The 18,612-nt window shown below is 63.8% G+C and carries 14 protein-coding genes; 8 read left to right on the top strand and 6 right to left on the bottom strand.

From position 1 onward, the window contains the following. Positions 1-44 precede the first annotated feature (44 nt). The 3 genes from lpdA to aceE all read right to left on the bottom strand — a co-directional run bounded on the left by lpdA (position 45) and on the right by aceE (position 6,292). Positions 45-1,832 carry a dihydrolipoyl dehydrogenase gene (gene lpdA, locus AC07VH_RS20090; protein WP_494787770.1) on the bottom strand — a complete coding sequence of 596 codons (1,788 nt, stop codon included), beginning with the start codon at positions 1,830-1,832 and terminating at the stop codon, positions 45-47. A gap of 10 nt (positions 1,833-1,842) precedes the next feature. Then, positions 1,843-3,501 carry a dihydrolipoyllysine-residue acetyltransferase gene (aceF, locus tag AC07VH_RS20095; RefSeq protein ID WP_494787771.1) on the bottom strand — a complete coding sequence of 553 codons (1,659 nt, stop codon included), beginning with the start codon at positions 3,499-3,501 and terminating at the stop codon, positions 1,843-1,845. A 94-nt stretch (positions 3,502-3,595) separates the two neighbouring features. Then, positions 3,596-6,292, bottom strand: a complete 2,697-nt coding sequence (gene aceE / locus AC07VH_RS20100; RefSeq protein WP_099408847.1) for a pyruvate dehydrogenase (acetyl-transferring), homodimeric type — start codon at positions 6,290-6,292, stop codon at positions 3,596-3,598. 600 nt (positions 6,293-6,892) lie between these two features. On the opposite strand from aceE, the gene folD reads away from it, so the two are divergent. The 5 genes from folD (at position 6,893) to AC07VH_RS20125 (ending at position 12,095) form a co-directional block, all read left to right on the top strand. Continuing rightward, complete coding sequence (folD, locus tag AC07VH_RS20105; RefSeq protein ID WP_494787772.1) at positions 6,893-7,738, top strand: bifunctional methylenetetrahydrofolate dehydrogenase/methenyltetrahydrofolate cyclohydrolase FolD; 846 nt, start codon at positions 6,893-6,895, stop codon at positions 7,736-7,738. 44 nt (positions 7,739-7,782) lie between these two features. Further along, positions 7,783-9,852: a M3 family metallopeptidase gene (locus AC07VH_RS20110; RefSeq protein ID WP_494787773.1), complete on the top strand. Its 2,070-nt coding sequence runs from the start codon at positions 7,783-7,785 to the stop codon at positions 9,850-9,852. A gap of 8 nt (positions 9,853-9,860) precedes the next feature. Next, positions 9,861-10,298, top strand: coding sequence for a DNA polymerase III subunit chi (locus AC07VH_RS20115; RefSeq protein WP_494787774.1), 438 nt, complete (start codon positions 9,861-9,863; stop codon positions 10,296-10,298). Continuing rightward, positions 10,295-10,672: a DUF2486 family protein gene (locus tag AC07VH_RS20120; protein WP_494787775.1), complete on the top strand. Its 378-nt coding sequence runs from the start codon at positions 10,295-10,297 to the stop codon at positions 10,670-10,672. Before AC07VH_RS20115 ends, AC07VH_RS20120 begins: the two co-directional genes overlap by 4 nt. Positions 10,673-10,952: 280 nt before the next feature. Further along, complete coding sequence (locus tag AC07VH_RS20125; protein ID WP_046686027.1) at positions 10,953-12,095, top strand: branched-chain amino acid ABC transporter substrate-binding protein; 1,143 nt, start codon at positions 10,953-10,955, stop codon at positions 12,093-12,095. Here AC07VH_RS20125 and AC07VH_RS20130 read toward each other — a convergent pair. Next, entirely contained in the window at positions 12,088-12,990 is a 903-nt protein-coding gene (locus tag AC07VH_RS20130; RefSeq protein ID WP_494787776.1) for a LysR family transcriptional regulator, read from the bottom strand. The two genes, AC07VH_RS20125 and AC07VH_RS20130, sit on opposite strands and share 8 nt — an antisense overlap. Positions 12,991-13,081: 91 nt before the next feature. On the opposite strand from AC07VH_RS20130, the gene AC07VH_RS20135 reads away from it, so the two are divergent. Continuing rightward, positions 13,082-14,089, top strand: a complete 1,008-nt coding sequence (locus tag AC07VH_RS20135) for an NAD-dependent epimerase/dehydratase family protein (RefSeq protein WP_494787908.1) — start codon at positions 13,082-13,084, stop codon at positions 14,087-14,089. A 21-nt stretch (positions 14,090-14,110) separates the two neighbouring features. Here the strand turns inward: AC07VH_RS20135 and AC07VH_RS20140 are convergent, their stop codons facing one another. Both AC07VH_RS20140 and ilvD read right to left on the bottom strand, forming a co-directional pair. Beyond that, positions 14,111-14,422: a c-type cytochrome gene (locus tag AC07VH_RS20140; RefSeq protein ID WP_436478689.1), complete on the bottom strand. Its 312-nt coding sequence runs from the start codon at positions 14,420-14,422 to the stop codon at positions 14,111-14,113. A gap of 220 nt (positions 14,423-14,642) precedes the next feature. Continuing rightward, positions 14,643-16,514, bottom strand: coding sequence for a dihydroxy-acid dehydratase (gene ilvD, locus AC07VH_RS20145; RefSeq protein ID WP_494787777.1), 1,872 nt, complete (start codon positions 16,512-16,514; stop codon positions 14,643-14,645). A gap of 173 nt (positions 16,515-16,687) precedes the next feature. On the opposite strand from ilvD, the gene AC07VH_RS20150 reads away from it, so the two are divergent. Together AC07VH_RS20150 and lgt are read left to right on the top strand one after the other, a co-directional pair. Beyond that, positions 16,688-17,599 carry a LysR family transcriptional regulator gene (locus AC07VH_RS20150; RefSeq protein ID WP_494787778.1) on the top strand — a complete coding sequence of 304 codons (912 nt, stop codon included), beginning with the start codon at positions 16,688-16,690 and terminating at the stop codon, positions 17,597-17,599. Between the two features lie 79 nt (positions 17,600-17,678). After that, on the top strand, positions 17,679-18,509 hold the full coding sequence (gene lgt / locus AC07VH_RS20155) for a prolipoprotein diacylglyceryl transferase (protein ID WP_077408057.1): 831 nt from the start codon (positions 17,679-17,681) through the stop codon (positions 18,507-18,509). Positions 18,510-18,612 lie beyond the last annotated feature (103 nt).

Consider the following 18,612-nt stretch of genomic DNA (forward strand, 5'->3'; position numbering starts at 1 on the left):
AACCCGCAATCGCTTGCGGGTTTCGAGTATGGACAGCTACAACATCAACGCTTGCGCGGCGGCGGCAAGTCCGTGCATACGCCTTCGTACACTTCGGCGGCCATACCGATCGACTCGCCCAGGGTCGGGTGAGGATGGATGGTCTTGCCGATGTCGGTGCCGTCGCAGCCCATTTCGATGGCCAGCGCGATTTCGCCGATCATGTCGCCCGCATGCGTGCCGACGATGGTGCCGCCGATGATGCGGTGGGTTTCCGCGTCGAACAGCAGCTTGGTGAAGCCTTCGGCGCGGCCATTGGCCACGGCGCGGCCCGAGGCGGCCCACGGGAAGTGGCCCTTCTCGACCTTGATGCCCTTGGCTTTCGCTTCGTCTTCCGTGATGCCGGCCCATGCCACTTCCGGGTCCGTGTAGGCGACCGACGGGATCACCTTGACGTCGAAGTGCGACTTCTGGCCGGCAGCCGCTTCCGCGGCCACGTGGGCTTCATGCACAGCCTTGTGCGCCAGCATCGGCTGGCCCACCAGGTCGCCGATGGCGAAGATGTTCGGCACGTTGGTGCGCATCTGGCTGTCGACGTTGATGAAGCCGCGGTCCGTCACTTGCACGCCGGCCTTGTCGGCCGCCAGCTTCTTGCCGTTCGGGCTGCGGCCCACGGCGACGAGCACCAGGTCGTAGACTTGCGGCGCCGGTGCCGTGGCGCCCGCTTCGGCCGCCTCGAACGTGACCTTGATGCCTTCCGGCAGCGCCTCGACAGCCACCGTCTTGGTCTTGGTCATGATGTTGTCGAAGCGCTTCTCATTGAACTTCTGCCACACCTTGACGGCGTCGCGGTCCGCGCCCTGCATCAGGCCATCCATCATTTCGACCACGTCGATGCGCGCGCCGAAGGTCGAATAGACGGTCGCCATTTCCAGGCCGATGATGCCGCCGCCGATGACCAGCATGCGTTTCGGGATCTGGCGCAATTCCAGCGCGCCCGTCGAATCGACGATGCGCGGGTCTTCCGGCACGAAGGGCAGCTTCACCACGGACGAACCGGCCGCGATGATGGCTTGCTTGAACTGCACGACTTTTTTCGAACCGTCGCCTGCCGTCACTTCGATGTGGTTCGCGGAGAGGAACTGGCCCACGCCCGTGACGACTTGCGTCTTGCGCGCCTTGGCCATGCCGGCCAGACCGCCCGTCATGTTCGAGATCACGCCTTCCTTGTACTTGCGTACCTGGTCGATGTCGATGGTCGGCTTGGCGAACGTCACGCCCGTGTTGGACATGTGCGCCGTTTCGTCGATCACGGACGCCACGTGCAGCAGCGCCTTCGACGGGATGCAGCCCACGTTCAGGCACACGCCGCCCAGGGTGGCGTAGCGCTCGACGATGACGGTGCTCAGCCCCAGGTCGGCCGCGCGGAACGCTGCCGAATAGCCGCCAGGACCGCCGCCCAATACCATCATGTCGACGTCGATGTCGACCTGGCCGCTGTAATTGCCGGCCGGGATGGCGGCGACAGGTGCTGGGGCAGCAGCGGCTGCCGGAGCGGCTGCCGCCGGCGCAGGAGCGGCCGCCGGTGCAGTTGCTGGAGCAGCGGCCGCGCCTTCAGCCGCTTCCACCACCAGCAGCGCGCTGCCTTCGGCGATCTTGTCGCCGACCTTGACCTTGACTTCCTTGACGACGCCGGCGTGGGTCGATGGAATCTCCATGCTGGCCTTGTCCGATTCGACCGTGATCAGGGACTGGTCCACCTTGATGGTGTCGCCCACCTTGACCATCAGTTCGATGACTTCGACTTCCTTGAAATCGCCGATATTCGGTACTTTTACCTCTACTGTGCTCATCAATCGCTCCTTACAGCAGAATTTTGCGCATGTCGGCCAGGACTTCGCCGAGGTACACGGAGAATCGCGCGCCCATCGCGCCATCGACCACGCGGTGGTCGTAGGACAGCGAAGTGCCCATCATCAGGCGTGGCTGGAAGGCCTTGCCATCCCATACCGGCTTGATCGAAGCTTTCGACAGGCCCAGGATCGCCACTTCCGGCGCATTGACGATAGGCGTGAAGTGCGTGCCGCCGATGCCGCCCAGGGACGAAATCGTGAAGCTGGCGCCCTGCATGTCGGCCGGTTTCAGCTTGCCTTCGCGCGCCTGCAGCGACAGTTCCGTCATTTCGCGGGCGATCTGCGAGACCGACTTCTGGTCCGCGCCCTTGATCACGGGTACCACCAGGCCGTTCGGCGTGTCGGCAGCGAAGCCGATGTTGTAGTACTGCTTGAGGATCAGGTTCTCGCCCTTGGCGTCGAGCGAGGCGTTAAACGCGGGGAATTTCTTCAGCGCGGCGACGGAGGCCTTGATGACAAATGCCAGCATGGTCAGCTTGGCCGCATCCTTGTTCTTCGCATTGGCCGCGTTGGTATCGACGCGGAATGCTTCCAGGTCGGTCACGTCCGCTTCGTCGAACTGCGTGACGTGCGGGATCATGACCCAGTTGCGGTGCAGGTTCGGGCCCGAGATTTTCTTGATGCGCGACAGCGGCAGCAATTCGGTCGTGCCGAATTTGCTGAAGTCCAGCGACGGCCATGGCAGCAGATCCAGGCCCACGCCGGAACCGGCCTTGGCGACCGGTGCGTTCGGCGCGGCGACCGCGCCCGACATCACGCCCTTGACGAAGTTCTGCACGTCTTCCTGGGTGATGCGGCCCTTCGGACCGGAACCGCCCACGCGGGCCAGGTCCACGCCCAGTTCGCGCGCGAACTTGCGGATCGATGGCGACGCGTGCGCCAGCTTGCCGTTGACGGCAGGCGCGGCGGCTGGCGCGGCAGGAGCGGCAGCGGCGACCGGCGCCGAAGCGACGGCGGCGGCAGGTGCGGCGGCAGCTTGCGCGGCCGGTGCAGGCGCGGCGGCAGGAGCGGCAGCGCCACCGGTCGTTTCCACCACCAGCACCAGACTACCCTTGGCGACCTTGTCGCCGACCTTGACCTTCAATTCCTTGACGATACCGGCATGGCTCGATGGGATTTCCATGCTGGCCTTGTCCGATTCGACCGTCAGCAGCGACTGGTCGACCTTGATCGTGTCGCCGACCTTGACCATCAGTTCGATGACTTCGACTTCCTTGAAGTCGCCGATATCGGGCACGGTCACGTCGACCAGGGCCGGCGCGCCGGCAGGGGCGGCAGGTGCGGGCGCGGCCGCAGGAGCGGCAGCGGGGGCGGCTTCAGCGGCAGGTGCCGGGGCGGCAGCGGCGGCTGGCGCCGGCGCCGAGGCGTCGTCCGCCACTTCCAGCAGCAGGACCAGCGAACCTTCAGCGATCTTGTCGCCCACGTTGACTTTCAATTCCTTGACGACACCGGCGTGGCTCGATGGGATTTCCATGCTGGCCTTGTCCGATTCGACGGTGATGAGGGACTGGTCGACCTTGACCGTGTCGCCTGGCTTGACCATCAGTTCAATGATCTCGACTTCCTTGAAATCGCCGATATCCGGGACTTTGACTTCCACAATGCTCATAGCTTGCTCCGTTATTTTATTTGTCAGATGGACCCGCACACACGCCAGGGCGGCGCTTTCGCACCGCCCTGGCATCATCGGGTCCGCACAACGATTACTGGGTCACCGGATTCGGTTTGTTCGCGTCGATGCCGTACTTGGCGATCGCCTGCTCCACCACCGACACGTCGATCTTGCCTTCGTCAGCCAGCGATTTGAGCGCGGCCACGGTGACATAATAACGGTTCACTTCGAAGAACTCGCGCAGCTTGGCGCGGCTGTCCGAGCGGCCAAAGCCATCGGTACCGAGCACTTTGTAGGTGCGGCCCTTCGGCATGAAGGCGCGGATCTGTTCTGCAAATGCGCGCATGTAGTCGGTCGTGGCGACGATCGGGCCGTCCGTGTCCTGCATCAGCGACGTCACGTACGGCACGCGCTGCTGTTTCGACGGGTTGACCATGTTCCAGCGTTCGGCGTCCTGGCCATCGCGGGCCACCAGGGTCAGCGACGGCGCCGACCATACGTCCGCAGCCACGCCCCAGTCGTTTTCCAGCAATTCGGCGGCAAAGATCGATTCGCGCAGGATGGTGCCGCAACCGATCAGCTGTACGCGCAGCTTGGCGTCAGCCTTGCCTTCCTGCAGCTTGTACATGCCTTTCAGGATGCCTTCTTCCTGGCCTGGCTTGATGCCTGGCTGGGCGTAGTTCTCGTTCATGATCGTGATGTAGTAGAACACATCTTCCTGGTTGGCGATCATGCGGCGCAGGCCGTCCTGGATGATGACGGCGACTTCATGGCTGAAGGTCGGGTCGTACGGCATGCAGGTCGGGATGGTCGCGGCGAAGATATGGCTGTGGCCATCTTCGTGCTGCAAACCTTCGCCGTTCAGGGTCGTGCGGCCAGCCGTGCCGCCCATCAGGAAGCCGCGGGCGCGCATGTCCGCCGAAGCCCATACCTGGTCGCCGATGCGCTGGAAGCCGAACATCGAGTAGAAGGTGTAGAACGGGATCATGATGCGGTCGTTGGTCGAGTACGACGTCGCCGCGGCGATCCACGAGCTCATGCCGCCCGCTTCGTTGATGCCCTCTTGCAGGATCTGGCCGGCCTTGTCTTCGCGGTAGTACATGACCTGGTCCTTGTCGACCGGCTCGTACAACTGGCCTTTCGGGTTGTAGATGCCGATCTGGCGGAACAGGCCTTCCATGCCGAAGGTACGCGACTCATCGACCAGGATAGGCACGACGCGCTGGCCCAGGTTCGGGTCTTTCAGCAGGGTCGAAATGACGCGCACGAAGGCTTGCGTGGTCGAGATTTCGCGGCCTTCCGGCGTCGCTTCCAGCACGTTCTTGAACGCGTCGAGGCCAGGCACGGGCAGGGTTTCTTCCGCCTTTTGGCGGCGCTGCGGCAGGTAGCCGCCCAGGGCCTTGCGGCGCTCGTGCAGGTAGACCATTTCCGGCGCGTCGTCGGCAGGCTTGAAGAACGGGATGTCGGCCAGCTTGTCGTCGGGGATAGGCAGCGAGAAGCGGTCGCGCATTTCGCGGATGGCTTCGTCGTCGAGTTTTTTCGTCTGGTGCGCCGTGTTGCGCGCTTCGCCGGACTTGCCCATGCCGTAGCCCTTGATGGTCTTCACCAGCAGGACGGTCGGCTGGCCCTTGTGTTCCTGGGCGATCTTGAAGGCCGCGTAGATCTTGTGCGGATCGTGGCCGCCACGGGTCAGGCGCCAGATGTCGTCGTCCGTCATGTTGGCAACCATTTCCAGCAGCTTCGGATGCTTGCCGAAGAAGTGCTTGCGCACGTAGGCGCCATCCTTGGCCTTGTAGTTCTGGTACTCGCCGTCGACGGTTTCCATCATCACGCGCTGCAGGATGCCTTCCTTGTCTTGCGCCAGCAGGGCGTCCCAGCCCGGGCCCCAGATGACCTTGACGACGTTCCAGCCCGCGCCACGGAATTCGCCTTCCAGTTCCTGGATGATCTTGGTGTTGCCGCGTACCGGGCCGTCCAGGCGCTGCAGGTTGCAGTTGACCACGATGACCAGGTTGTCGAGCATGTCGCGCGCGGCCAGGCCGATCGCGCCCAGGGATTCCGGCTCGTCCATCTCGCCATCGCCGCAGAAGGCCCAGATTTTACGGTTGTCGGTCTTGGCGATGCCGCGTGCGTGCAGGTATTTCAGGAAACGCGCCTGGTAGATCGCCATGTGCGGGCCCAGGCCCATCGACACGGTCGGGAACTGCCAGAAGTCAGGCATCAGCTTTGGATGCGGGTACGAGGACAGGCCCTTGCCGTCGACTTCCTTGCGGAAGTTCAGCATTTGCTCTTCCGTCAAGCGGCCTTCGAGGAAGGCGCGCGCGTAGACGCCGGGCGAGGAGTGGCCCTGGATGTACAGCAGGTCGCCGCCGTGGTCGGCCGTCGGCGCGTGCCAGAAGTGGTTGAAACCGATACCCAGCATGTTCGCCAGCGAAGCGAACGAGGACAAGTGGCCGCCCAGGTCGCCGTCGGCGCGGTTGGCCTTGACGACCATGGCCATGGCGTTCCAGCGCATCCACGAGCGCAGGCGCTCTTCGTATTCCAGGTTGCCGGGGCAGTGTGCTTCTTGCTTGGTGGGGATGGTATTGACGTAGGCGGTGGTGCTGGAGAACGGGATCTGGGCGCCGCGGCGGCGGGCCAGGTCAACCATGCGCTCCATCAGGTAATGCGCGCGTTCCGGACCTTCATTTTCCAGCACCGCTTCGAGCGCGTCCAGCCACTCCTTGGTTTCCTGCATATCCGGGTCGGTGCCGATCTGTGTCGTTACCTGGTTCAGTTGAGCTGACATCTGTTGAGTCTCCTTTGTGAACGCCCCACCCCGATTTTCCGGATCGCTGTCGGACGGTATTTCGCTGATTATTTACTATTAAGTCGGTTTAGTGTGGGGATTCTAACAGCGTATTTAGTATTTTTCAAATTACGATATAGCATTTCATATCATGAAATCGCCCTATGAAATTTATGCTGCACTGCCGCAAATTCTGTCCGGAAATTAGGGTGAGCAGAGTGGCAAAAGGAATGAGCACCCCGGTCGCCCGCACAGGCTCCCCGGGCCAAGCGGGCCTGAAAAATGTCGGGGGCAAGGCGCGGCGACACAGACAGTACGCCAGTACGGCAAGGAGCTGCAACGCCGCCATCGGCATTTTCTCAGGCCCGCGTCTCCGGCCCGCTTTTATGCCGGGCCAAGCGGGCCTGAAAAACGTCGAGGGCAAGGCGCGGCGACGCAGACAGTACGCCAGTACGGCAAGGAGCTGCAACGCCGCCATCGGCATTTTCTCAGGCCCGCGTCTCCGGCCCGCTGCTGCTACGCCTTTGCATAGCCAAAACCGCCCCTTTGCGCCGCCCGGCTTTATAATCTGTCTTTTCCTTCCCACACAGCCTCCCTACCATGCCAGCACAACTGATCGACGGAATCGCCCTCTCCCAAAAACTGCGCAGCGAGATCGCCACGCGCGCCGCCGCCCTCACGGCCAAGGGCACCCAGCCCGGCCTGGCCGTGATCCTCGTCGGCGAAGACCCGGCCAGCCAGGTGTACGTCCGCAACAAGGTCAAGGCGTGCGGCGACGTGGGTTTTCACTCGGTGCTGGAAAAATATGAAGCGGACCTGTCCGAAGCGGACTTGCTGGCACGCATCGCCAGCCTGAACGCGGATCCCGCCATCCACGGCATCCTCGTGCAGATGCCCTTGCCCAAGCACATCAACCCGCACAAGGTCATCGAAGCGATCGCCACGACGAAAGACGTGGACGGCTATTCCGTGCTGAGCGCCGGCGAACTGATGACGGGCTTGCCCGGCTTCCGTCCTTGCACGCCGTACGGCTGCATGAAACTGATCGAAAGCACGGGCGCCGACTTGCGCGGCAAGCACGCCGTCGTCATCGGCCGCAGCAACACGGTCGGCAAGCCGATGGCCCTGCTGCTCTTGCAAGCGAACGCTACCGTCACCATCTGCCATAGTGCGACCCCGGACCTGGGCCTGTACACGCGCCAGGCGGACGTGGTCGTGGCCGCCGTCGGCCGCCGCAACACCCTGACGGCCGACATGGTCAAGCCAGGCGCCATCGTCATCGACGTGGGCATGAACCGCGACGATGACGGCAAGCTGTGCGGCGACGTGGATTTTGCCGGAGTGAAAGAAATCGCCTCCCACATCACCCCAGTACCGGGCGGCGTGGGTCCGATGACGATCACGATGCTGCTGATGAATACAGTGGAAGCCGCCGAGCGCGTGTAAAACACCGGGGGCGGCATGACCGCCTTATTAATATGGAACTGACGATGAACACCAATCCCCTGCTTGATTTTTCCGGCCTGCCACGCTTCGACGCGATTACGCACGAGCATGTCACGCCCGCCATCGATACCCTCCTGGAACAGGCACGCGCCACGGTGGCGCGGCTGGAAGCGCCCATGGAAGAAGTGAGCTGGGACAACTTCGTCGCGCCCCAGGACCAGATCGCCGAAACCCTGGGCCGCGCCTGGAGCATCGTCAACCATTTAAATAGCGTGGTCGATACGCCGGAACTGCGCGCCGCCTACAATGCCAACCTGCCGAAAGTGACGGAATTCTGGACCGAGCTGGGCCAGAACGAAATTCTCTTCGGCAAATACAAGCAATTGCAGGCCAGCGCCGCTTTCGCCAGCCTGTCGCCGGCGCGCCGGCGCATCGTCGAGAATGCCGTGCGCGACTTCCGCCTGGGCGGCGCCGAGTTGCCCGAGGACAAGAAAGAGCGCTTTGGCGCCATCCAGGAAGAACATGCGGCCGTCGGTACGCGTTTTTCCGAAAACGTGCTCGACGCCACCAATGACTATAAATTGCTGGTCGACAATGAAGCCGATCTCGCCGGCCTGCCCGACGACGTGAAGGCCGCCGCGCGCGCCGCCGCCGAAAAGGCGGGCAAGCAAGGCTATGAATTCTCGCTGCACTTCCCGTCCTATTACCCGATCCTGCAATTTGCCGACAAGCGCGCGCTGCGCGAAACCATCTACCGCGCCAACGCCACCAAGGCGTCGGACCAGGGCGAGGTCTTCAGCAAGAAAGAGGACTGGGACAACACGCAAAACATCGTCACCTTGTTGCGGCTGCGCAACGAAGAGGCACAACTGCTCGGCTACGCCAATTTCGCCGAAGTGTCGCTGGTGTCCAAGATGGCCACCTCGCCCGCGCAAGTCGTCACCTTCCTGGAAGACCTGGCCAAGCGCGCGCGCCCGTTCGCCGAGAAGGACCTGGCTGAACTGAAGCAATTCGCCCGCGAAGAGCTGGGCCTGGACGAACTGCAGGCATGGGACGTGCCGTACGCCTCCGAAAAACTGCAGGAACGCCGCTACGCGTTCTCAGCCCAGGAAGTCAAACAATATTTCCCTGAACACAAGGTGATCGACGGCCTGTTCCGCCAGATCCAGAACCTGTTCGCGGTCGAGATCAAGCCTGATACAGCGCCCGTCTGGCACCCGGACGTGCGCTTTTACCGCATCGAGCGCGACGGCCAGCTGGTCGGCCAGTTCTACCTGGACCTGTATGCGCGCGCGGGCAAGAGCGACGGCGCCTGGATGGACGATGCGCGCGGCCGCCGTGCCGATGCACAGCACGTGCAAACGCCGATCGCCTACCTGACCTGCAATTTCACGCAGCCGGCCGTGGTCGACGGCAAGGCACAGCCTGCCCTGTTCACCCACGATGAAGTGATCACCCTGTTCCACGAGTTCGGCCACGGCCTGCACCATATGCTGACCGTCGTCGACGAGCTGGGCGTGTCGGGCATCGCCGGCGTCGAATGGGATGCCGTGGAACTGCCGTCGCAATTCATGGAAAATTTCTGCTGGGAATGGGAAGTGCTCGAACACATGACGGCGCATGCCGTCACGGGCGAGCCGCTGCCGCGCGTGCTGTACGACAAGATGCTGGCGGCCAAGAATTTCCAGTCCGGCTTGCAAACCCTGCGCCAGGTGGAATTTTCCCTGCTCGACATGCATCTGCACTATGACTACGATGCCGGCACGGGCCAGACCGTGCAGCAGCTGATCGACGGCGTGCGCGCCAAGTTCGCGCTGCTCATCCCGCCCCCGTTCAACCGCTTCCAGAATGCCTTCGGGCATATCTTCTCCGGCGGCTACGCGGCTGGCTACTACAGCTACAAATGGGCCGAGGTGCTGTCCGCCGACGCCTATGCGGCCTTCGAGGAAGCCCGAGCGCTGGGACCGGCCGCCACCACGGCGGCGGGCAAGCGCTACCTGCAGGAAATCCTGTCCGTCGGCGGCTCGCGCCCCGCACTGGAATCGTTCACGGCCTTCCGCGGCCGCGAACCGAGCATCGACGCCCTGCTGCGCCACAGCGGCATGGCAGCGTGAAGGGCGACATGACGCGCGTCGACTTTCATACCAACGTGCCGGACAAGCTGGCCTACGCCTGCCGCCTGGCGCGCAAGGCGTATATGGCCGGCAACAAGGTCGTCGTGCTGGCGCAAGATGGCGCCCAGCTCGACGCCTTGAACAGCGCCATGTGGAGCATTTCCGCCACGGATTTCCTGCCGCACGTGCTGGCCGGCGACCCGCTGGCCCCGCAAACGCCCATCATCCTGACCGATGACGCGGCGGCCGAGCTGCCGCACCACGACATCCTCGTCAACCTGTCGCAGTTGCCGCCCGCCAATTACGCCGATTTCCAGCGCGTCTTCGAGATCGTTTCCATGGATGAACAGGATGCGCAGGCTGGCCGCCAGCGCTTCCTGCACTACCGCCAGCAGGACGTGCAGCCGACGCATTTCGTGGCGGGTAACTCAGTGGACAAACCATGAGCCAGCAACCATTCGACCAGGGCATCCCCCTGTTGACGGAGGTGCTGCTGGGGCCGGAGGTGCCGCAGGTGGTTCCCGTCGCACCTGCTGCGCCTGCTTTCGAGGAAGCGCCGGCGTTGCCGCCAGCGGTGGCGCAACCCGACTGGGACGCCATCGAACAGCGGCTGACGCAGCGCATCCTGCATCAGGTGCAGGGCAAGATCGACCATCTGCTGGAAGAGCGCATCGCCCACGTCCTGCAGACGGCCCTGCAAAACGCCCTGATCGGCATGCGCGGCGCCCTGCGCGAAGACTTGCAGCAATCGCTGGAGCAGATCGTCGCGCATGCGGTGAGCCATGAACTGGGACATCTGCATCCACCCGCTCAGCCCTGAGCATGCTGCGCAATGTCGGGTTACGCGCTGCGCGCTAACCCGACCTACCCCGACCTGCCCGACCTACCCTATTCTTTCCTCCAACGCCATTCTTTGGTGCGCTCGCGCCTGCGAAATCGGTGCATCGCGCCTCACTTTGGTGATTGTTGCGACAAAATGTAAAAAGCCCGAAATGCGGCTTTGCGCCGCCTGTTTTTTGTTGTACCTTTCTTCACACGTACCGCCATTCGAAGCGGTTTTCACGAGACGCCGCCGTATCTTTATCCATTGGAGAATGTTTATGCTGCTCAAGACCAAAGTCCTTCCTCTCGCCCTCGCCCTCGCCTTTGCCGGCCATGCGGGCGCGCAGGAAATCATCAAGATCGGCCACGTCGCCCCGGTCTCTGGCGCCAGCTCCCACCTGGGCAAGGATAACGAGAACGCGGCCAAGATGGCGATCGAGGATTTGAATGCCAAAGGCTTCAAGATCGACGGTAAAGCCGTCAAATTCGTGCTGGTGCCCGAAGATGACGCGGCCGATCCCAAGCAGGGCACGGCCGTGGCGCAAAAGCTGGTCGACGCCAAGGTCAACGGCGTCGTCGGCCACCTGAACTCGGGCACGACGATTCCCGCCTCGCGCATCTACTTCAATGCCGGCATCCCGCAGATTTCGCCGGCCGCCACTAACCCGACCTACACCCAGCAGAAATTCAACACGGCCTTCCGGGTCGTGGCCAATGACAACAAGCTGGGGGGCACTTTGGGCGCGTATGCCGTGGGCAAGCTGCAGGCGAAGAAAATCGCCGTCATCGATGACCGCACGGCCTACGGCCAGGGCGTGGCGGAACAGTTCGTCAAGGGCGCCAAGAAGGCGGCACCAGGCGTGCAAATCGTCGGCAAGGAATTTACCAATGCCAACGCGACGGACTTCAATGCGATTTTGACCAGCATCAAGTCGAAAAATCCCGACCTGATCTTCTTTGGCGGCATGGATTCCGTGGGCGGCCCCATGCTGCGCCAGATGAAGGCGCTGGGCATCAAGGCCAAGTTCATGGGCGGCGACGGCCTGTGCACGGAACCGCTGGGCAAGCTGGCGGGCGACGCCGTGGGCGAAGACATGGTCACCTGCGCGGAAGCGGGTGGCGTGACGGGCGCGCAGCAAAAAGGCATGGACGATTTCCGCGCCCGCTACAAGCAGAAATACAATATGGAAGTGCAGCTGTACGCGCCATATGTCTACGATGCCGTGATGACCATGGCCACCGCCATGCAGGATGCGAAGTCGTCGAAACCGTCCGTCTACCTGCCCTTCCTGGCCAAGGTGCACTACCAGGGCGTGACGGGGCCGATCTCGTTCGACGCCAACGGCGACATCAAGGATGGCGCGCTGACTTTATTTACATATCGCGATGGCAAGAAAACCAAGATGGAAGTCGTCAAGTAAGCGGCTGCTCAGCCACGTAATCGCGTAAACCTTCGGCCAGCGCGTCGAAGGTGGCGCGGCAGCGCAGGCTGCCGCGCAAGTCTTCATGCATGGTGACCCAGGTTTCCATCGGCAGCGAAAACGCTTGCGGCAGCACGCGCCGCAGGGCCGGATCGCGCGCCGCCAGCCCTGCCTGGCACACGCCGATGCCGGCACCCGCCCGTATCAGGGCCAGTTGCGCCAGGTCGCTGTCGCTGCGCCAGGCAAAGTTTTCCCGCGAAAATCCCTGAAAGGCCGCGCCCGCGTTGCGCACGAAGGGGCTCGCCTCATCGTAGCCGATGACGGCGTGTTGCGCCAGATCCAGCAATCCCGCCGGCATGCCATGGCGCGCCAGGTAATCGGCGTGCGCATGCAGGCCCAGTTCGATCTCGCCCACCTTGCGCGCCACCAGCTGCTCCTGGCGCGGACGCAGCATGCGCACGGCGATGTCCGCCTCGCGGCGCAACAAATCCTGCACCTTGTTGCTTAATACCAATTCAATTGTCAGGCCCGGATGGCGCGCGCGCAGGCGGACCAGGATGGGCGGCAGCACTTCCACGCCCACGACTTCGCTGGCCGCGATGCGCACGACGCCGGCCACGCCCTGCCCCTGGCTGCTGGCCGCGCGTTCCATCAGGGCCGCCGTGTGCTCCATGGTTTCCGCATGGGGACGCAGCGCCAGGGCCACTTCCGTGGGCAGCAAGCCCAGCTGGGAACGCGTGAACAGGGTCGCGCCCAGCGCCTGTTCCAGCGCGGCGATATGCCGGCCGGCGGTGGGCTGCGTGATGCCCAGCGCGCGGGCGGCGGCGGACAGGGAGCCGTGCTTCAGCACGGCCAGCAAGGAGCGGTAGTATTCCCAGGCGATCGGAGTAGTCATACATAAATGTATAGCCTATGCTCGATGTTCGTCAATTCCCAACCAGCCTTGCGGGGCAGATACTGGCACCATCAACCACACGGAGGTCATGATGGAGAACACGAAAACAGTATTGGTACTGGGCGCGACAGGCGGCATCGGCGGCGAGATGGTGCGCCAGCTGCTGGCGGCGGGCTGGCAGGTACGCGCCCTGAAGCGGGGAGAAACGCCATCGCCACGCGGCGACGGCATTGAGTGGCTTCGCGGCGATGCGCTGTCGCGCGCGGACGTGCTGGCGGCCGCCAAAGGCTGCGCCGTCATCGTGCACGCCGTCAACCCGCCCGGCTACCGCCACTGGGGCCGGCTGGTGCTGCCCATGCTCGACAACACGATCGCCGCGGCGATGGCCGAAGGCGCCACCATCGTGCTGCCCGGCACCGTCTACAACTTCGGCCCGGACGCCTTTCCCGTGCTGTCGGAAGACGCGCCGCAGCACCCGCAGACGCGCAAGGGCGCCATCCGCGTGGAACTGGAAGCACGGCTGGAACGGGCCAGCACGCAAGGCGCGCGCGTGCTGATCGTGCGCGCGGGCGACTTCTTCGGTCCCCGCGCCGGCAATAACTGGTTTTCGCAGGGGCTCGTGAAACCGGGGCAGCCCGTGCGCAGCGTGCTGTATCCGGGCGCGCCCGGCGTGGGCCACCAGTGGTCCTACCTGCCAGACGTGGCGCGCACGATGCTGCAATTGCTGGCCCTGCGCGCCACCTTGCCCCCGTTTGCGCGCTTTCACATGGCGGGCCACTGGGACCACGACGGCCGGCAAATGACGGGCGCGATCGCCCGCGTGGTGGAACAGGCGGCAGGAACCGCGCCCGCCATCCGGCGTTTTCCGTGGTGGCTGGTGGCGCTGGCGTCGCCTTTCGTGGCGACCCTGCGCGAAATGCGCGAGATGCGCTATCTGTGGCAAACGCCCCTGTCCATGGACAATGCGCGGCTGCTGGCTGTGCTGGGGCAGGAGCCGCATACGCCGCTCGACGAGGCCGTGCGGGCGACCTTGGCGGGCATGGGAAACCTGCATAAGGCAGCGGGCAAAAAAAACGCGCCGGGATTGCCGGCGCGCTAATTGCTGGTACTGCGGCACAGATTATTTCTGTGCCAGTACCCATTTAACCAGGGTGTGGGCTTCCGCATCGCTCACTTGCGGATTGGCTGGCATCGGGATCGCGCCCCAGGTGCCGGAACCGCCCTTCATGACTTTCGCCACGAGCTTGTTTTCCGCGTCTTTCTGACCGGCGTACTTGGCAGCCACGTCCTTGAACGCAGGGCCCACCAGTTTCGTGCTCACCGCGTGGCAAGCCATGCAGTTCTTTGCTTTCGCCAGGTCCGGATTGGCCAACGCTGCTTGCGATGCCAGAGCCGATACGGCCAATACACTCACCAACATAAAACGTTTCATTGTCTTTTCTCCAAAGTTACTTCCTGCGGCATTTTACTGTGTTTCCGCAGATGCACCACGAGCCCAGATCAAGCGTTTCAATGTAGTAACGCAATGTAGACGGGAGGCATGCCTATTCTGCCCCATCCGCGCGCCCATCGCCATGTTGTTTGTAAGGCGATGTAACGACGAACGGCCCCGCATCGTCAAACGGGGCCGGCCGTCGCACTTATGCAACAAATCAGCGTTTCTGCTTCTTCAACTGCGACAGATCGCGCACGGCGCCCCGGTCGGCCGACGTCGTCAGCGCGGCATACGCCTGCAGCGCCTGCGACACGTAGCGCTCGCGGTCGACGGGCAGCCAGGCCACGTCGCCCTTCGCTTCCATGGCGGCGCGGCGCGCGGCCAGCTCGGCATCCGTGATGCGCAGGTTGATGCGGCGCTCGGGGATGTCGATGTCGATGAAGTCGCCCTCTTCCACCAGGCCGATGGCGCCCCCTTCGGCCGCTTCCGGCGAGGCGTGGCCGATCACCAGACCCGAGGAGCCGCCCGAGAAGCGCCCGTCCGTGAACAGCGCGCACGCCTTGCCCAGGCCCTTCGACTTGATGTACGAGGTCGGGTACAGCATTTCCTGCATGCCGGGGCCGCCTTTCGGGCCTTCGTAGCGGATGATGACGACGTCGCCTTCATGCACGGTATCGGCCAAAATCGCTTCAACGGCGGAATCCTGGCTTTCGAACACGCGCGCCTTGCCCGAGAATTTCAGGATGCTTTCGTCGACGCCCGCCGTCTTGACGATGCAGCCCTTTTCCGCCAGGTTGCCGTACAAGACGGCCAGGCCGCCATCCTGCGAATACGCATGGGCCTTGTCGCGGATGCAGCCCGTGCTGCGGTCCGTATCGACGGCGGCGAAGCGCTCCGACTGCGAAAACGCCGTCTGCGTCGGCACGCCGCCCGGTGCGGCGCGGAACAGTTCGTGCACGGCCGGATCGTCGGTGCACATGATGTCGTTCTGCGCGATGGCGTCGGCCAGGGTCGGCGCGTGGATCGTCGGTAAAGTGGTGTTGAGCAGGCCGGCGCGCGCCAGTTCGCCGAGGATGCCCACGATGCCGCCCGCGCGGTGCACGTCTTCGATATGGTATTTGTCCGTCATCGGCGCCACCTTGCACAGGCAAGGCACCTTGCGCGAGATGCGGTCGATGTCGGCCATCGTGAATTCCACTTCCGCCTCGTGCGCGGCGGCCAGCAGGTGCAGCACGGTATTCGTCGAGCCGCCCATGGAGACGTCGAGCGCCATGGCGTTTTCAAACGCGGCCTTGGTGGCGATGGAGCGGGGCAGCACCGAATAATCATCCTGCTCGTAGTGGCGCTTGGCCAGTTCCACGATCAGACGGCCCGCGCGCAGGAACAGCTGCTGGCGGTCCGAGTGCGTGGCCAGAATCGTGCCGTTGCCGGGCAGGGCCAGGCCCAGCGCTTCGGTCAGGCAGTTCATCGAGTTGGCCGTAAACATGCCGGAGCAGGAACCGCAGGTGGGGCAGGCCGAACGTTCGATCTCGGCCACGTCGGCGTCGGAGACGGTGCTGTCGCCCGCCTTGATCATGGCGTCGACCAGGTCCAGCTTGATGATCTTCTGCGTGCCGTTGACGACCTTGACGACCTTGCCCGCTTCCATCGGCCCGCCGGAAATAAACACGACGGGGATGTTGATGCGCATGGCGGCCATCAGCATGCCCGGCGTGATCTTGTCGCAGTTCGAGATGCAGACCATGGCGTCGGCGCAATGGGCATTGACCATGTATTCGACGGAGTCGGCGATCAGGTCGCGCGAGGGCAGCGAATACAGCATGCCGCCGTGGCCCATGGCGATGCCGTCATCGACGGCGATGGTGTTGAATTCCTTGGCCACGCCGCCGGCCGCCTCGATCTCGCGCGCCACCATCTGTCCCAGGTCCTTCAGATGCACGTGACCGGGCACGAACTGGGTAAACGAGTTGACGACGGCGATGATCGGCTTGTCGAAGTCGCCATCCTTCATGCCGGTGGCGCGCCACAGGGCGCGGGCGCCAGCCATGTTGCGGCCGTGGGTGGTGGTGCGGGAGCGGTATTGCGGCATGATGGGGTCCTTCCAAGGATGATTGATGCCTGACTGCGCGGATTTCCAGCAAAACCCTGCATGCAGTGGGGGTACGTCAGATTGCCTTGCGCGCGCCCCACTGTCAAATATATGATGCACGTGTCTGTGAGTCGTTTTGCATATCACAGCAATCAATCCGCATGGAAACGCATATGAACCTCGAACTGCGCCAGCTGCGCTACTTTGTCACCGTCGCCGAGGAATTGCACTTTGGCCACGCCGCCGCGCGCCTGCACATGACGCAGCCGCCCCTGTCGCAAACCATCATGGCCCTGGAAGAATTGCTGGGCGCCCCCCTGTTCGTGCGCACGCGCCGCGAAGTGCAGCTGACGCCGGCCGGCACGGCCCTGCTGCCCGAGGCGCGCCGGCTGCTGGCGCAGGCGCAAGACTTGCCCGCCTTGGTGCGGCGCGCCGCGCAGGGCGAGGCGGGACGATTGAGCCTGGCGTTCGTCTCCTCGGCCGACTACAGCGTGCTGCCGCCCCTGCTGCGCGCCTACCGGACGGCCTATCCGCAGGTGCAGATCCAGTTGCAGGAAGCCACCTCGGACCTGCAGTTGGACGAACTGCTGGCCGGGCGCACGGATGCGGGCCTGTTGATCCCGCCCCTGCCCGAGAAGGCGAAGGGGGAGCTCGATTACCTGCCCGTGCTGGCCGAGCCGCTGGTGCTGGCCGCGCCGTCCGGCCTCGCCATCCTGAACACGCCGGGCCCCGTGCGCCTGCGCGACCTGCCGCCCCTGCCCCTGATCATTTTTCCGCGCGCGATCTCGCCCGCCCTGCACGACGCCATCCTCGGCGTCTTCCGCGCGGCCGGCGTGACGCCCATGATCGGCCAGGAAGCGATCCAGATGCAAACCATCGTCAGCCTCGTCTCGGCTGGCATGGGCATCGCGCTTGTGCCACAATCGGTATCGAATCTGATGCGCCCGGGCGTAGAATACAGGCCGCTGCAGGACGCCACGCCGCTGGTGGAAACGGGCCTGGCCTGGCGCCGCGACAATCCGTCCGCCGTGCTGCAGGGTTTCCTGGCGCTGCTGCGCAAGCAGATCCGCGCGGCCGCCGATTAGATTAAGTGGCCGCTAAGGCAAAAAACGGCCAGCGCCCCCATACTACGCAACCTTGGCTTTAAACAAAGAAAGAAAACCCATGCTGATACACCCGATGCCCGACCCGATAGCCATCCAGATCGGCCCGCTCGCCGTGCACTGGTACGGCCTGATGTATGTGCTCGCTTTCGCCCTGTTCATTATCCTGGGCCGCGTGCGCATCAAGCAGCCGCATATCGCCGTGCTGGGCTGGAAGAAGGAAGACCTCGACGACATGCTGTTCTACGGCATGCTGGGCGTGGTGATCGGCGGGCGCCTGGGCGAAGTGCTGTTCTACCGTCCCGAATACTTCCTGCACAATCCGCTCGAGATCTTCATGGTCTGGCATGGCGGCATGTCCTTCCATGGCGGCTTCCTCGGCGTCATCCTGGCCATGTACCTGTGGAGCCGCAAGGCGGGCCGCAACCTGTTCGACGTGCTCGACTTCATCGCGCCGCTGGTGCCGCTCGGCTATGCGGCCGGCCGCCTGGGCAACTTCATCAATGCCGAACTGCCGGGCCGCATCGCACCGGACACCCTGCCGTGGGCCATGCAGTGGCCGGGCATCCCGTATCCCGTGCACCCGTCGCCGATATACCAGATGCTGGTCGACGGCATTTTGGTGTTCATCATCCTGTGGCTGTATGCGCGCAAGCAGCGCCCGCGCATGGCCGTGGGCGCCATGTTCACCCTGTTGTACGGCTGCGCGCGCTTCTTCACGGAATACTTCCGCACGCCGGACTGGGAAGTCGTGTGGCTGGGCGTGCCGATCACCTCGGGCCAGATGCTGTCCCTGCCGATGATCGTCGGCGCCATCGCGCTGCTCGTGTGGGCATATAAAAGCCAGGTGATGGGCACGCCGCCCACCAAGGCCCGCCCGGCCAACACGTAACACTGCAGCTCCCCCCGATGGCGCGCCAGGCAGGCGCGCCATCCCCTCCTCCGGCAACACTTCCCTCGAAGCAACAAAATTTCCTTGTGGAATGGACTTGCTG

Source organism: Janthinobacterium sp. GW821-FHT03C10, assembly GCF_059420865.1.

Excerpts from the sequence above, each read along its gene's own strand:
- lpdA (WP_494787770.1), bottom strand. The coding sequence starts at position 1,832 with ATGAGCACAGTAGAGGTAAAAGTACCGAATATCGGCGATTTCAAGGAA.
- aceF (WP_494787771.1), bottom strand. The coding sequence starts at position 3,501 with ATGAGCATTGTGGAAGTCAAAGTCCCGGATATCGGCGATTTCAAGGAA.
- aceE (WP_099408847.1), bottom strand. The coding sequence starts at position 6,292 with ATGTCAGCTCAACTGAACCAGGTAACGACACAGATCGGCACCGACCCG.
- folD (WP_494787772.1), top strand. The coding sequence starts at position 6,893 with ATGCCAGCACAACTGATCGACGGAATCGCCCTCTCCCAAAAACTGCGC.
- AC07VH_RS20110 (WP_494787773.1), top strand. The coding sequence starts at position 7,783 with ATGAACACCAATCCCCTGCTTGATTTTTCCGGCCTGCCACGCTTCGAC.
- AC07VH_RS20115 (WP_494787774.1), top strand. The coding sequence starts at position 9,861 with ATGACGCGCGTCGACTTTCATACCAACGTGCCGGACAAGCTGGCCTAC.
- AC07VH_RS20120 (WP_494787775.1), top strand. The coding sequence starts at position 10,295 with ATGAGCCAGCAACCATTCGACCAGGGCATCCCCCTGTTGACGGAGGTG.
- AC07VH_RS20125 (WP_046686027.1), top strand. The coding sequence starts at position 10,953 with ATGCTGCTCAAGACCAAAGTCCTTCCTCTCGCCCTCGCCCTCGCCTTT.
- AC07VH_RS20130 (WP_494787776.1), bottom strand. The coding sequence starts at position 12,990 with ATGACTACTCCGATCGCCTGGGAATACTACCGCTCCTTGCTGGCCGTG.
- AC07VH_RS20135 (WP_494787908.1), top strand. The coding sequence starts at position 13,082 with ATGGAGAACACGAAAACAGTATTGGTACTGGGCGCGACAGGCGGCATC.
- AC07VH_RS20140 (WP_436478689.1), bottom strand. The coding sequence starts at position 14,422 with ATGAAACGTTTTATGTTGGTGAGTGTATTGGCCGTATCGGCTCTGGCA.
- ilvD (WP_494787777.1), bottom strand. The coding sequence starts at position 16,514 with ATGCCGCAATACCGCTCCCGCACCACCACCCACGGCCGCAACATGGCT.
- AC07VH_RS20150 (WP_494787778.1), top strand. The coding sequence starts at position 16,688 with ATGAACCTCGAACTGCGCCAGCTGCGCTACTTTGTCACCGTCGCCGAG.
- lgt (WP_077408057.1), top strand. The coding sequence starts at position 17,679 with ATGCTGATACACCCGATGCCCGACCCGATAGCCATCCAGATCGGCCCG.